This window comes from Arthrobacter sp. fls2-241-R2A-200 (assembly GCF_030209745.1).
In the GTDB taxonomy this organism is placed as follows: domain Bacteria; phylum Actinomycetota; class Actinomycetes; order Actinomycetales; family Micrococcaceae; genus Arthrobacter.
The window spans coordinates 179,597-193,371 of the sequence record NZ_JARVRJ010000008.1; the positions used below are offsets into that span (position 1 = coordinate 179,597).

Consider the following 13,775-nt stretch of genomic DNA (forward strand, 5'->3'; position numbering starts at 1 on the left):
TAAACCTCAGGTGCCTCGCGCCGTTCCAAATGGTTTCGGAACGCGACGAATGGGCACGGCGCCACTTGGCGCACACCTTGCATTGTATCGAACACATCGGGGGCAGGTTTTGTTCCCGCCACGTTGGCCACCGGCCCCCGATGTTCGACTCTGCAGCCTCCTGCTACTTCTGTGCCCAGAGGTTGATATCGGATTCGACGGCAAACTCATCGATCGCCGTCAGCTCATCCGTCGTGAAAGCAAGGTTGTTGATGGCACTGAGGGTGTCCTCCAGTTGCGCCACGCTCGAGGCACCAACCAGGGCGGAGGTCACCGGGGAACCCTTGGGCTGGTCACGAAGGATCCAGGCAATGGCCATCTGTGCCAGGGTCTGGCCGCGGCCCTCAGCGATGGCCTTGAGGCCCCGCACGCGATCCAGCTTTTCCTCCGTCAACTGGGACTCGGACAGGAAGCGTTCCTTCGCAGCCCTGGAATCAGCCGGAATACCGTTGAGGTAGCGGTCGGTCAGCATCCCTTGGGCCAGCGGCGAGAACGCGATGGATCCCGCGCCCACCTGGTCCAAGGCCTCGTACAGGTTGGGGGAACCGTTCTCGGTCCAACGGTTAAGCATGGAATAGCTGGGCTGGTGGATGAGCAGGGGTGTTCCGAGCTCCTTCAGGATCCGGGCCGCCTCGAGCGTCTGTTCGGGAGTGTAGGAAGAGATGCCGGCGTAAAGGGCCTTGCCTGAGCGGACGGCGTAGTCGAGGGCACCCATCGTCTCTTCAAGCGGCGTCTCCGGGTCCGGGCGGTGGCTGTAGAAGATGTCCACGTACTCCAGGCCCATCCGCTCCAAGGACTGGTCAAGGCTGGAAATCAGGTATTTCCGGGATCCCCACTCGCCGTAGGGGCCGGGCCACATGTAATAGCCGGCCTTGGTGGAGATGATGAGTTCATCGCGGTAGGGCTTGAAGTCTTCCTTCAGGTGGCGGCCGAAGTTCGTTTCGGCCGATCCGTCCGGAGGCCCGTAGTTGTTGGCCAGGTCAAAGTGGTTCACTCCGAGATCGAAGGCGCGGCGCAGGATGGCGCGCTGTTCATCGAAGCGTTTGTCATCACCGAAGTTGTGCCAAAGGCCCAGCGAAATGGCAGGGAGTTTGAGTCCGCTGCGTCCGACGCGGCGGTAGGGCATGGTCTCGTAGCGGTCTTCCGCAGCCGAATAAGTCATACTTACCATCCTGCCACTGCCCGGCGCGGGGTGACGGCGCTGTCCGCAATGTGGGCGCCGTCACCCCGACGTCGTGGTTTTTCTTTTGAAAGACGTCCTAGGAAAGGCGCACGACGACGGCGCTGGCACCCGGAAGCGCCAGGGTCCCGTCCTCGAGGACTGCTTTTTCGTCGGTGGCCAACAGCACGGTGCCGGTGAGCGGAAGCTCAAGGGCGTCATCCCCGAAGTTGCACACCACGCGAACGCTGCCCGCTCCCCCGTGGCTGCGCGAGAACTGCAGCCAGTGATCGTCGTCGTCGAACTCTACGGACGTCTCACCGAATCCTCCGTCAACCAGTTCAGGCGTATTCCGGCGCAGCTGTGCTAAATCCTTGTACAGCTGGAGCAAGCGCGCATGCTCACCCTCTCCGGCTTCAGCCCAGTTGAGCTTGGAGCGCAGGAAGGTTTCCGGGTCCTGGGGATCCGGCACCACCTTGGGATCCCAGCCCATGCGTTCAAACTCCTTGATCCGGCCCTCGGCTGTGGCTTTGCCAAGCTCCGGCTCCGGGTGGGAGGTGAAGAACTGCCACGGTGTGGACGCGCCGAACTCCTCGCCCATGAACAGCATGGGCGTAAAGGGGGACGTCATGGTCAGGACGGCACCGATTGCCAACCTGCCGTAGGACAGGGATGCGGTAAGCCTGTCTCCTATGGCCCGGTTGCCGATCTGGTCATGGTTTTGGAGGCAGACCACCAAGGCCGAAGGGTGCGCGAGATCGTGGCGGATGGGCCGCCCGTGATGCCGGCCGCGGAAGCTCGAGTAGCTGCCATCGTGCAGGAATCCATGCTCCAGGACCTTCGCCAGCACGGCGAGTGAATCGAAGTCCGAGTAGTACCCCGTTGTCTCCCCGCTCAAGTTAACGTGGACGGCGTGGTGGAAGTCATCGCTCCACTGGCCCTCCAGTCCGTAACCGTTGTCCTTGCGCGGGTAGATGAGGCGTGGATTGTTCAGGTCCGATTCCGCGATGAGCGTCCTCGGGATCCCGGTCTCCGCCTCGATAAGATCCCCCAGCGCCCCGAATTCCTCGAGGATGTGAACTGCGCGTTCGTCCCGCAGGGCGTGCACCGCATCGAGTCGGAGGCCGTCCACGTGGTAATCACGGAGCCACATCGCCGCGTTCCCGAGGATGTACCGCCGGACGTCGTCGGACCCGGGCCCGTCGAGGTTTACCGAATCGCCCCAGGTGTTGCCCTCGCCCGACTTCAGGTACGGGCCGAATTTCGGCAGGTAGTTCCCGCTGGGACCAAGGTGGTTATAGACGACGTCCTGGATGACACCCAACCCGGCGGCATGGGCGGCATCCACGAAACGCTGGTACGCCGCAGGACCGCCGTAGGGCTCATGGACGGCGTACCAGAGGACGCCGTCGTAGCCCCAGTTATGGACTCCATTGAAATCGTTGACCGGCAGCAGCTCGATGAAGTCAACGCCGAGTTCCGCGAGGTAGCTCAGCTTGCCGGCAGCAGCGTCCAGCGTTCCTTCGGGCGTGAACGTGCCCAAGTGCAGCTCATAAATGACGGAACCCTTGAGTTCGCGCCCTTTCCATTGGGCGTCCTGCCACTCATGCGCGGCGGGATCGAACGTCGCGGACAACCCATGGACACCTTCCGGCTGCCTGCGCGAACGCGGGTCCGGGAAGGGCCCTTCTCCGTCCACGAGGTAGCCATAGGCAACGTCCACGGCGTCCCCTGCTACTAGGTCAGCGGGCGCCCGCCACCAACCGGCGGCGCCGTCGTCGTGAATTTCCTCCATGGGGTATTCCTGGCCGCCAGCCAGAAGGCGTACCGAATCGGCGTTCGGCGCCCACACGTCGTAGCGGCTTTTTCCAGCAGCGTGCTCCAGCATCATGATCCCCTGTATGTCTTCAAGCGTGCGTTGCAGTGCAGTGTCAGTTCAGTGCAGTTGTGGTGCGTCCGTCATTACTCGGCAGGTACAAGCAGTGCCACCGGATACTGCCCCAAGACAGTGGCCACGGAAACTTCGCCGGCGCCGTACGTAGCTCCGGTGAGTTCATCGCGGAAGGTGACGGGCAGATCGATGACCGTATCCCGCCAGCCGCCGTCCCCAGCCAACCGCTTGGGCAAACGGGTGGCGAGTGTGACGGCGCCTGGGCCATCGGCACCCCGATCGAACGCGATCAGGTGGTTCGCTGCCTCACCGCGGACATCCACCGCACGGTACCCGCCAAAAAGTTCAGGCCGGTCACGGCGCAGCCTCAGGGCACGGGATACCACCAGGAGTTTGGCTGCATCCTCCGTGTAAGCCGGCCTCGCTCCGTTATCGATATCCGCCAGTGCGTCCATCCGCGCCTGGAAGTCCACAGGCCTCCGGTTGTCCGGGTCAGTCAGTGAACCATCCCTGAACTCAGTCCCCTGGTACACGTCCGGGACACCGGGCATTGTCAGCTGGATGAGCTTGGCGGACAAGGAGTTGGACGTTCCGTACGGCTCCAGTTCAGCCACGAAGTTTTCCAACGCTGCGGCTACCTCCGGGACGTCGAAAACGGCGTCGACGGCGGCAGCCAAGTGGCGTTCGAACTCCTGGTCCGGGTCCGTCCAGTTAGTGGAATTCCCGGCTTCCCGTGCCGCCTTGAGCGCATAGGACTGGAGCCTGCCGCGATCAGCAGGCCACGCTCCGGCGATAGCCTGCCACACCAGGGCAGCCAAGGGGCCGTCCGGAATCGGGGCGAGTTCCTGGGCCGTGCCGAGGAAGAGCTCCCACTCCGGGACAGCTTCGGAAATGACCGAGATGCGGGCCCGGGTGTCTTCGCTGCGCTTGGTATCGTGCGTGCTCAGCGTGGTCATGGATAGCGGCAGTTCTGCTTGTCGCCGGGCCATCCGCTCATGGAACCCTGCGGGCGACAACGAGAACTCCGTGGGCTCTGCCCCGACTTCGGTCAGGGTCCCAAGCCGGGTGTAACGGAAGAACGCAGTGTCCTCCACACCCTTGGCCATCACCATTCCCGAGGTCTGCTGGAAACGCCGGGCAAGTTCGCCCGAGGTGTCCAGCAGGTAGGGCTGGAGAACCCCCAGGACCTGCTCGAGCTCCGGCCGGTGCTTTGCCGCGCGGTGGACGGCTTCCACCAACGTTTCCTTCCCATATGGGAGGTACGTCCGGTAGATCGGGAACCAGCAAATGACCTCGGCTATCGCATCGGCAGCAGAGTCCATGGGAAGCTGCGCATCCTCCGGAACGAGGCGGGCCAGCCGGAGGACCTCCGAACGCAGGATCCCATCCGCGATCCGGCGCTTGGTGGCATGGATCATGAGGTGGTAGTCCGCGGGCTCGTCGGCATCCCGAAGACGCGCATCGAGGGAGTCGAGGTACTCTTCGGCCGTCGGGTCCACGAACAAGCGGTCGACGTCGGCGAGAGCGTCATAGCCCGTAGTACCTTCACAATCGAAGGTTTCCGGTAGCTTTTCTCCCGGTTCCAGGATCTTTTCAACCAGCAGGTAGGCTCCGCCTGTGGCTTTCCGGAGCCTGGCCAGGTATCCCTCCGGATCCGCGAGGCCGTCCGGGTGGTCGATCCGTAGGCCATCCACCAGACCCTCATCGAACCAACGCACGATCTCTTGGTGTGCCTCGTCGAAGACCCACGGGACCTCCACGCGCACACCGGCAAGCGTGTTGACGGCGAAGAAGCGCCGGTAGTTCAGCTCGGCATCCGCCCGACGCCATCCAACCAACGCATAGTGCTGCCGCGCGTGGACATCCTGGGGGCTGTCCCCGGCCTGCACAGTGCCTTCCGCCACCGGGAAGCGGTGATCGTAGTAATGGAGCTCATTGTCCATCAAGGTGAGTTGGTCGATGTCCTCATCACTGCCGAGCACGGGAATGCGGATCTTCCCGCCGCCGAAGTCCCAGTCGACGTCGAACGCTTCTGCGTACTTGGACGAACGGCCTTCTTTCAACAGTTGCCACCACCAGGCGTTTTGCGCCGGAGTGGCCACGCCCATGTGGTTGGGGACGATGTCCACCAGGACGCCGAGGCCCTGTTCCCGTGCGGCCTTGGAGAGCATGGACAGCCCCTCCGCTCCGCCGCGGGACGGGTCCACGCTGGAGAGGTCGGTGACGTCATAGCCGTGATCCGAGCCCTCCTCCGCCGTGAGGATGGGAGAAAGATATAACCAGTCGACGCCCAGCGACCGGAGGTAGCCGGTCAGCTTGGCGGCGTCCTGGAGCGTGAATCCGGACCGGATTTGGAGCCGGTACGTGGATACAGGGGTCCTCATTCTCCGTCCTTCGCGGGGCTGGCGGCCGGGGCAGCGTCTCCGGCCTTGTAGTCGAAGGGCAATGACGTCACTGCCGGCGCCGTGATCGACGCCGTTTCCGGCGTGCTGGTCTGGGTCAGCGCAGCAAGGGAAGCAGCGACGGAGTGGTCCGGCTCCACCTCGGGAGCCGTGTGGGCCCGGAGGACCACGAGCGACTTGCCTGCCACGGTGAGTGTCTGGTCAGGCTTGACAACTCCCGCTTCGGCACCTTCTCCCGCGGTGTCGATCATGACGTCCCATGCCGGGGCGTACTCGTCCGAAGGAATTCGGAAATCGACCTGTTCCTGGTCCGCGTTGAAGTACAGCAGGAAGTTGACGTCGGTGATGCGCCGGCCCTGGGTATCCAGGCCGTGGATGCCGTCGCCATTGAGGAAGACACCCACAGCACGGCCCAGTGCCTCGTCCCAATCGGACGGGCTCATGTCATTGGCGTCGGCGTCCAGCCATACGATGTCCGGGAGCCGCTCTCCTTCGCCGCGAAGCACAGGGCGGCCGTCGAAGAAGCGGCTGCGGCGCAGGCTTGGGTGCTTTGCACGCAGCGCGCTGACGGCTGCCGTGAACTCGATCAGGGGCTGGTCCACGTTGTCCCAGTGGATCCAGGTGATCTCGGAGTCTTGGCAGTAGCCGTTGTTGTTGCCGCCTTGGGTCCTTCCAAGTTCATCGCCGTGGAGCAACATGGGAACACCTTGGGAAAGGAACAGGGAGGCAATGAAGTTCCGCTGCTGGCGGGCCCGCAGTGCCAGGACGGTGGCGTCGTCGGTGGGACCTTCTACGCCACAGTTCCATGAACGGTTGTGCGATTCGCCGTCATTGTTGTCTTCCCCGTTGGCGTCATTGTGCTTCTCGTTGTAGGAGACGAGGTCATGCAGGGTGAAACCGTCGTGGGCGGTTACGAAGTTGATCGAGGCAACAGGCCGCCGCCCGGAGTGCTCGTAGAGATCCGCGGAGCCGGTCAGCCGTGATGCGAATTCACCGAGGGTCGAAGGCTCACCCCGCCAGAAATCGCGGACGGTATCGCGGTATTGGCCGTTCCACTCGGTCCACTGCGGCGGGAAGTTGCCCACCTGGTAGCCGCCGGGGCCAACGTCCCATGGCTCGGCGATGAGCTTCACCTGCGAGACCACCGGATCCTGCTGGATAAGTTCGAAGAAGGTGGAGAGCTTGTCCACATCGTAGAACTCGCGGGCCAGGGTGGAAGCGAGGTCGAACCGGAAGCCATCCACGTGCATTTCGGTGACCCAGTAGCGCAAGGAATCCATCAACAGCTGCAGTGAATGCGGGCTGCGGACATTCAGGGAGTTACCCGTCCCGGTGTAGTCCATGTAGTACTTCTGGTCGTCCTCCACCAAGCGGTAGTAGGCAGAGTTGTCGATGCCCTTGAAGGACAGCGTGGGGCCAAGGTGGTTACCTTCGGCTGTGTGGTTGTACACGACGTCGAGGATGACCTCGATCCCCGCAGCGTGCAGCGCCCGGACCATCGCCTTGAAGTCCTGGACCTGCTGCCCGGTATCGCCCTTGGAGCTGTAACTGTTGTGCGGGGCGAAGAAGCCGATGGTGTTATAGCCCCAGTAGTTGCTCAGGCCTTTGTCCTGCAGGATTCCGTCATTGACGAACTGGTGCACAGGCATCAGTTCGATGGCGGTGACACCCAGCTTCTGCAGGTGCGAAATCACGGCGGGGTGGGCGACGCCGGCGTAGGTGCCGCGCTGTTCCTCGGGGATTTCGGGGTGCAGCTGGGTGAGGCCCTTGACGTGGGCCTCATAGATCACGGACTTGTGGTACGGAATCTTGAGGAGCTTGTCGCCATCCCAGTCGAAGAACGGGTTGGTGACGACACCGAGCATCATGTGGGCTGCGGAGTCCTCGTCATTACGCGACTCGGGGTCTCCCAAGTTGTAGGAAAACAGCGACGGATCCCAGTCGATCTGCCGGTGGATAGCCTTTGCGTAAGGGTCCAGCAGCAGCTTGTTGGGGTTGAAGCGCTGGCCTGCATCCGGGTCATACGGCCCATGGACGCGGTACCCGTACTTCTGTCCCGGCTGTGCCAATGGCAAGTAACAGTGCCACACGTAACCGTCAACCTCAGTGACTTCCACGCGGACTTCCCCGCCGTCGTCGTCGAAGAGACACAACTCCACTCTTTCGGCCTTCTCGCTGAACAGCGCGAAGTTGGTGCCGGTGCCATCAAACGTGGCGCCGAGCGGGTAAGCCGATCCAGGCCAGACTTCCATGCGTTCTCCTCTAGTGATGCGAACAACTGCTGCAAGCCTACTCACTGGAACGACACAGTCAGTAACCTTAGGGTCTTCTGTGGTCGTATTCCGCGCACAGCGAACCAATGACGCGGGGAACCGCCGCCATGATGGCCGATGCAGTGATAGGTCCTCCCCCGTTTTCGCCGGAGGCGGCGGTTCCGGCCCGGCCGTGGATGCTCGCCGCGCAGGCCGCCAGGGCAGCCCAGCGATCGTCCTGTTCGAGGCCCAACGCGGCGTAAGGGCCGTCGTCGTCCTGGATCCATTCCACGGATTGCGCCAGCAGGGCACCCAAGAGGCCGGCCAGTACGTCGCCGCTGCCCGCGGTGGCCATCCACGGCGTCCCCTCGGACTGGCTGAAGGCAACGCCCGACGGCGAGGCCACCAAGGTGGTGGAGCCCTTCAGGAGGACCGTGGCCCCGGTCTGCTTGGCCGCCTGACGTGCAAAGTGCAACGGACGGGACTCGATGTCCTCCCGCGTCACCGCTGCTTCACCTGGACCCGAGAGGGAGGCCAGGAGGGTTGCCAGCTCTCCTGCGTGCGGTGTCAGGATCCACTGCGGGGGGCATCGGACCGGCAAGGCACTTAGTGCGCCGGCGTCGAGCACCACCGGAAGTTCCGAGGACCCTGCGTCCTTCAGCGCCACGCGGACACGCTCCAGTTGTTCATCACCGTCAACCCCCGGTCCCAGCAGCCACGCCTGAACCCGGCCCGGGCTACCACTTTCCCAGAGGGCTTCGGGGGTGCGGCCCAGCACTTCATGCGCCGCGGTCTCCGGCCCGAGGTAGCGCACCATTCCAGCGCCGGTGAGCGCTGCAGAATGCACGCAAAGGACCGCAGCGCCAACAAACCGCGAAGAACCCGCTACCACCCCCAGGACGCCCCGGGAGTACTTCTGCGCACGGCGCTCGGGCTTGGGCAGGACGCCGTGGAGGTCAGCGGCGGTGAGCCTCCGGAGTTCCGGAGTGGCGGAGTTGAGCGATTCTTCTATACCAATGCGGACCAGTTCGACCCGGCCAGCGCATCCTGCCCCGGGATCGGCCATGAGTCCGGCTTTGATACCGCCGAAGGTAACGGTGACATCAGCCTCCAGGACGGGCCAGTGCACTTCTCCGGTGTTCGCATCCAGCCCACTGGGAAGATCACAGGCCACCACCAGGCGGGGACGGAGTTCCTGGAGGCAGGCAACCAGCTCCGCCGAGTCTTCACGCAACCCTCCCCGGGCACCGGTCCCCAGCACCGCGTCAATGACGGCGTCGTGCCCGGCGCAGAGAACCGCAAGTTCCTCAGCGTTTCCGGAACCCAGCTGAAGGCAGCGTCCTCCGGCCGCGAGGAAGGCAGCCAGCCCTTCGGAATGCACTTTAGGGGACGTAAGGATAGCCGTAACCCGCATTCCACGGCGGGCCAGCAGGGCACCCGCGAAGAGGCCGTCGCCACCGTTGTTTCCGCTGCCGACGAGGACCGCGACGGCGGCACCGGGCAGACGACGCTCTTGGCGCACCTCACGGACCACTGCAAGGGCCAGGCCATACGCTGCCCGCTGCATAAGAACAGCGCCCTCACCGGAGTCCAGGAGCGGCTGTTCCGCATCCCTGATCTGTTGTCCGGTGAAGGCGCTGATCATTAGTTATGAAGTCCGTCTAGCCCTCGGCGATGACGGTCGCCGTGGCGATGCCGCCGTCGTGGCTAATGGACAAATGCCAGCGTTTGACGCCGCGCGACTCAGCCACCGCAAGGACAGTTCCCTTGACCTGCACGGTGGGACCGTTCTCGTCCAGGCCGATCCAGCAGTCCTGCCAGTTCATGCCCGCAGGTGCGCCAAGCACTTTGGCCACGGCTTCCTTGGCTGCAAAGCGGGCAGCCAAGGAACGGGGGTTCAGCTCCCGCTCAGCAGGGACGAACAAGCGGTCCCTGAGCCCGGGGGTGCGTTCCAGCTGCCGCCCGAAGCGCTCGATGTCTACGACGTCTACGCCAATGCCAACGATCATGGCGTTATTCTACGGTCACGCTCTTGGCGAGGTTACGCGGCTGGTCGACGTCGTAACCCTTCGCACCGGCCAGCTCTGCTGCGAAGATCTGCAGCGGAACCGTGGTGAGCAGCGGCATCAGCAGGGTAGGTGTTTCAGGAACATAGAACACGTGCTCCGCGTAGTCCTTGACCGACTCGTCACCTTCTTCCGCGATGACCAAGGTGCGTGCACCACGGGCGCGGACTTCCTGGATGTTGCTGACCACCTTGGAGTGCAGGGAGTCGCGGCCACGAGGTGACGGAACGACGACGAAAACGGGCTGACCGTCGTCGATAAGGGCAATCGGGCCGTGCTTTAGCTCACCGGCGGCGAAGCCTTCAGCGTGGATGTACGCGATTTCCTTGAGCTTCAAGGCGCCTTCCAGTGCTACTGGGTAGCCCACGTGGCGGCCGAGGAACAGCACTGACTTTTCGTCTTTCATGCTGCGTGCCAGCTCGCGCAGCGGGCCCGCACCGTCCAAAATGTGCTGGATCTTGGCGGGAATCTTGGAGAGGTCCGCGAGGACATCCTTGATCTGGCCGGAGAAGATGTTGCCGCGCAACTGGGCCAGGTACAGGCCGAGCAAGTATGCGGCGGTGATCTGCGCAAGGAACGCCTTGGTGGAGGCGACGGCGATTTCCGGGCCGGCGTGCGTGTAGAGCACGGCGTCGGATTCACGCGGAATGGTGGAACCGTTGGTGTTACAGATGGAGATCGTCTTGGCACCCTGCTCGCGGGCATAGCGGACGGCCATCAGCGTGTCCATGGTCTCGCCCGACTGGCTGATGGAAACCACCAGCGTGTTGGAGTCTACGATCGGATCGCGGTAGCGGAACTCGTGGGCGAGCTCAACCTCCGTGGGAATACGGCACCAGTTTTCAATGGCGTACTTGGCCACGAGGCCGGCGTAGGCTGCCGTTCCGCAGGCGAGCACAATGATCTTGTTGACCTGCTTGAGGAGCTCAGGGTCAATGCGGACCTCATCGAGGGTCAGCTTGCCATCGAGGTCGGAGCGACCCAACAGGGTCTGGGCAACGGCGTCCGGCTGGTCGTGGATTTCCTTCTCCATGAAGGAGCTGAATCCACCCTTTTCCGCCGAGGCCGGGTCCCAGTCAACGTGGTACTCCTTGCCTTCAGCGGGCTTGCCGAAGAAGTCGGTAATGTCCACGGATTCAGCGGTGATGGTAACGATCTGGTCCTGGCCCAATTCCACGGCGCGGCGGGTGTAGTCGATGAAGCCGGAGACGTCCGAGCCCAGGAAGTTCTCGCCGTCGCCAAGGCCCACCACAAGCGGGGAGTTACGGCGGGCAGCAACAACGACGTCGGGCTGGTCGGCGTGGACGGCCAAGAGGGTGAAGGCACCCTCGAGCCGCTGGCAGGCCAGACGCATCGCCTGCGTGAGGTTGGCGCCGTCGCCGTCGAATTCGGTGCGGAAGATGTCACCGATCAGGGCGGCAGCAACTTCGGTATCGGTTTCCGAGGCAAATACGACGCCCTTGGCCAGCAACTCCTGCTTGAGCTCGGCGAAGTTTTCGATGATGCCGTTGTGGATCACCGCAAGGCGTCCGCCGTCGGAAAGGTGCGGGTGCGCGTTCTGGTCGGTCGGGCCGCCGTGCGTGGCCCAACGGGTATGACCGATACCGGTCAACGACTCCGGAACCGGATCTGCTTCCAGCTCAGCAATCAGGTTGCTCAGCTTGCCGGACTTTTTGCGGGAGGAAATGCTCCCGTCAGCCACCACAGCGACGCCAGCGGAGTCATAGCCGCGGTACTCAAGACGACGCAGCCCTTCCACCACAACGTCAAGGGCGCTGTGACCAGCTTCCTTGCGAGACGAATTGCCAACATAGCCTACGATTCCACACATGGGTACAAGCCTAACTGCTAGCCCGGACAATCGAGGTCGGACATCCTCTCTCCAGCCTTAACAATTCACCTCCCGTCCCCTTTCGCGTGGTCGCACGGTCGCCGCCCATTTCCTGATCCGCCCCACTGAAGGCAGAATCATGAGAGTGACTTTGCAACGCAGTGAGGCGAATGGCGACGGCGCTTCCCCCTTTGTTGAGCTGGACCGTCAAACCTGGTCGCGGCTTGCAGCCCAAATGGAGCAGCCGCTCAATGAAGAGGACGTCTTCCGCCTCCGCGGCCTGGGCGATCCCCTGGACCTGAAGGAAATCCGGGAGGTATACCTTCCCCTTTCCCGCCTCCTGCACCTCTACGTCCAGGCATCCCAGCAGCTCCACGCCGCAACCACCACGTTCCTTGGCGAGCAAACACAGCGCACCCCGTTCGTCATCGGTGTGGCTGGCTCGGTAGCCGTGGGCAAATCGACCATCGCCCGCGTGCTCAGGGAAATGTTGCGACGTTGGCCAGGGACTCCGAACGTGGAACTCGTCACAACCGACGGGTTCCTCTATCCCCTGGCCGAGTTGAAGCGCCGGCACCTCCTGGAACGCAAGGGCTTCCCGGAATCCTATGACCGGCGGAGCTTGCTCCGGTTCGTCTCCGAGGTCAAGGGCGGCGCGGAGGAAGTCAGGGCACCGTGGTACTCCCACGTCACGTACGACATTGTGCCGGGCAAGCAGGTGGTGGTCCGGCGCCCGGATGTCCTGATCGTGGAAGGACTCAACGTCCTCGCACCGGCACGTCCGCGGATGGACGGCAAGCAAGGCCTCGCCGTCAGTGACTTCTTCGACTTCTCCATCTACGTGGACGCTAAAACGTCCTACATCGAGGAATGGTACGTGGACCGGTTCCGGAAGCTTCGGTCCACTGCCTTCGCGCAGCCGGAATCCTATTTCCACCGCTACGCCACCTTGTCCGACGACGACGCCGAGTCCACAGCCAGGGGTATTTGGAAGCGGATCAACGAGCCGAACCTGGAGGAGAACGTCCTGCCAACCCGCGGCCGAGCCCAGTTGGTCCTCACCAAGGACGCGGACCATTCCATCCGACGCATGCTCCTGCGAAAGGTCTAAGACAGTGGATCAGCCGCACCCAGCACCAAGCCGCCGGGCGTTTACGGGATTCCTGGCAGCCGGCCTTGGCATGACTGCGCTCACGGCCTGCAGCCCCGGGAGCCCCGCACCCTCCCCCACTGCGGCAGGCTTGCCCACCGCCGCAGGCTCACTGACGCCTTCATCCACCGCGACGCCCAGCCCATCCACCCTGTCAGCAGCTGCAACGCCGTCGGGCGTCCTGACCACTGAGCATGCCCCGGCAGCGGAGACCAGCACCGCCCCCGGCCCCGACGCGTCGAGCCCGGCGCCTGCCCCCACCGCGGCCACACCAAAATTTTCCCTCACCGACCCCACCAGCCCCTGGGTGGTGGTCAACAAGCGCCGCCCGCTCAACCCGACAACGTTCGCGCCGGCGGACCTCGTGCAGCCGAGGGTACGCCTCGCCATCAGCGGTGAGGCCTCCATGGTCAACAGCACGACGGCGGCTGCCGCAGAAAAGATGTTTGCCGCCGCGGCTGCCGACGGCGTCATTATGACCTTGGCTTCCGGCTACCGCTCGTACTCGACCCAAGTGACCACGTACAACGGGTACGTCAACACCGACGGCCGTGCAGCCGCGGACACCGTCTCGGCCCGTCCTGGGTACTCCGAACACCAAACGGGCTGGGCCATGGACATCGGCGACGGCGGCGGCGTGTGCAGCTTCCTTCCCTGCTTCGCGGACCAACCAGCGGCCGTGTGGGCCAAGGCCAATGCGTACAAGTTTGGTTTCATCGTCCGCTACCCCGCGGGGATGCAGGCCGTCACCGGCTACGTCCACGAAGCCTGGCACCTGCGGTACGTCGGGACGGACGTCGCCACGGCCATGGCAACCCGTGGCATAGCAACCCTCGAGCAATATTTCGGCCTCCCGGCCGCGCCGGGTTACTTGTAAGAACCGGGTCGTTTGTAGCAACAGAGAGCTGTTCAGATACAGGAACGGCCCGCTCCCGGGTATTCCAGGAACGGGCCGTGAGCAGCTCTGTTAACGTGCGGGCTGCGC

Annotated in this window: 9 protein-coding genes; 2 read left to right on the forward strand and 7 right to left on the reverse strand. The window is 63.6% G+C overall.

The genetic code is table 11. The features are described from left to right. Positions 1 to 163 precede the first annotated feature (163 nt). The 7 genes from mgrA to glmS all read right to left on the reverse strand — a co-directional run bounded on the left by mgrA (position 164) and on the right by glmS (position 11,640). Complete coding sequence (mgrA, locus tag QRN42_RS09620; RefSeq protein ID WP_284979001.1) at positions 164 to 1,201, reverse strand: L-glyceraldehyde 3-phosphate reductase; 1,038 nt, start codon at positions 1,199 to 1,201, stop codon at positions 164 to 166. A 97-nt stretch (positions 1,202 to 1,298) separates the two neighbouring features. Continuing rightward, the gene (treZ, locus tag QRN42_RS09625) at positions 1,299 to 3,086 is read right to left on the reverse strand and encodes a malto-oligosyltrehalose trehalohydrolase (protein ID WP_284979045.1); all 1,788 of its coding nucleotides are present in this window, start codon (positions 3,084 to 3,086) and stop codon (positions 1,299 to 1,301) included. A 74-nt stretch (positions 3,087 to 3,160) separates the two neighbouring features. Beyond that, the gene (treY, locus tag QRN42_RS09630) at positions 3,161 to 5,473 is read right to left on the reverse strand and encodes a malto-oligosyltrehalose synthase (protein WP_284979002.1); all 2,313 of its coding nucleotides are present in this window, start codon (positions 5,471 to 5,473) and stop codon (positions 3,161 to 3,163) included. Further along, positions 5,470 to 7,743 (reverse strand): glycogen debranching protein GlgX, encoded by a 2,274-nt coding sequence (gene glgX / locus QRN42_RS09635; protein WP_284979003.1) that lies wholly within the window; start codon positions 7,741 to 7,743, stop codon positions 5,470 to 5,472. The genes treY and glgX overlap by 4 nt, the downstream gene beginning before the upstream one ends. 67 nt (positions 7,744 to 7,810) lie before the next feature. Continuing rightward, a complete protein-coding gene (locus QRN42_RS09640; RefSeq protein WP_284979004.1) occupies positions 7,811 to 9,388 on the reverse strand; it encodes an NAD(P)H-hydrate epimerase in 1,578 nt (525 codons plus the stop codon). 16 nt (positions 9,389 to 9,404) lie between these two features. Then, positions 9,405 to 9,752, reverse strand: coding sequence for a holo-ACP synthase (locus QRN42_RS09645; protein WP_284979005.1), 348 nt, complete (start codon positions 9,750 to 9,752; stop codon positions 9,405 to 9,407). 4 nt (positions 9,753 to 9,756) lie between these two features. Beyond that, positions 9,757 to 11,640 carry a glutamine--fructose-6-phosphate transaminase (isomerizing) gene (gene glmS / locus QRN42_RS09650; protein WP_284979006.1) on the reverse strand — a complete coding sequence of 628 codons (1,884 nt, stop codon included), beginning with the start codon at positions 11,638 to 11,640 and terminating at the stop codon, positions 9,757 to 9,759. A gap of 139 nt (positions 11,641 to 11,779) precedes the next feature. Here glmS and coaA point away from each other — a divergent pair, with 139 nt between their 5' ends. Further along, positions 11,780 to 12,751, forward strand: coding sequence for a type I pantothenate kinase (coaA, locus tag QRN42_RS09655; protein WP_284979007.1), 972 nt, complete (start codon positions 11,780 to 11,782; stop codon positions 12,749 to 12,751). 70 nt (positions 12,752 to 12,821) lie between these two features. After that, entirely contained in the window at positions 12,822 to 13,667 is an 846-nt protein-coding gene (locus QRN42_RS09660; RefSeq protein WP_284979046.1) for a M15 family metallopeptidase, read from the forward strand. Positions 13,668 to 13,775: the final 108 nt, after the last annotated feature.

What these genes read in the sequence shown, in the direction of transcription:
- mgrA (WP_284979001.1), bottom strand. Translation starts at nt 1,201, where the DNA reads ATGACTTATTCGGCTGCGGAAGACCGCTACGAGACCATGCCCTACCGC.
- treZ (WP_284979045.1), bottom strand. Translation starts at nt 3,086, where the DNA reads ATGCTGGAGCACGCTGCTGGAAAAAGCCGCTACGACGTGTGGGCGCCG.
- treY (WP_284979002.1), bottom strand. Translation starts at nt 5,473, where the DNA reads ATGAGGACCCCTGTATCCACGTACCGGCTCCAAATCCGGTCCGGATTC.
- glgX (WP_284979003.1), bottom strand. Translation starts at nt 7,743, where the DNA reads ATGGAAGTCTGGCCTGGATCGGCTTACCCGCTCGGCGCCACGTTTGAT.
- QRN42_RS09640 (WP_284979004.1), bottom strand. Translation starts at nt 9,388, where the DNA reads ATGATCAGCGCCTTCACCGGACAACAGATCAGGGATGCGGAACAGCCG.
- QRN42_RS09645 (WP_284979005.1), bottom strand. Translation starts at nt 9,752, where the DNA reads ATGATCGTTGGCATTGGCGTAGACGTCGTAGACATCGAGCGCTTCGGG.
- glmS (WP_284979006.1), bottom strand. Translation starts at nt 11,640, where the DNA reads ATGTGTGGAATCGTAGGCTATGTTGGCAATTCGTCTCGCAAGGAAGCT.
- coaA (WP_284979007.1), top strand. Translation starts at nt 11,780, where the DNA reads ATGAGAGTGACTTTGCAACGCAGTGAGGCGAATGGCGACGGCGCTTCC.
- QRN42_RS09660 (WP_284979046.1), top strand. Translation starts at nt 12,822, where the DNA reads ATGACTGCGCTCACGGCCTGCAGCCCCGGGAGCCCCGCACCCTCCCCC.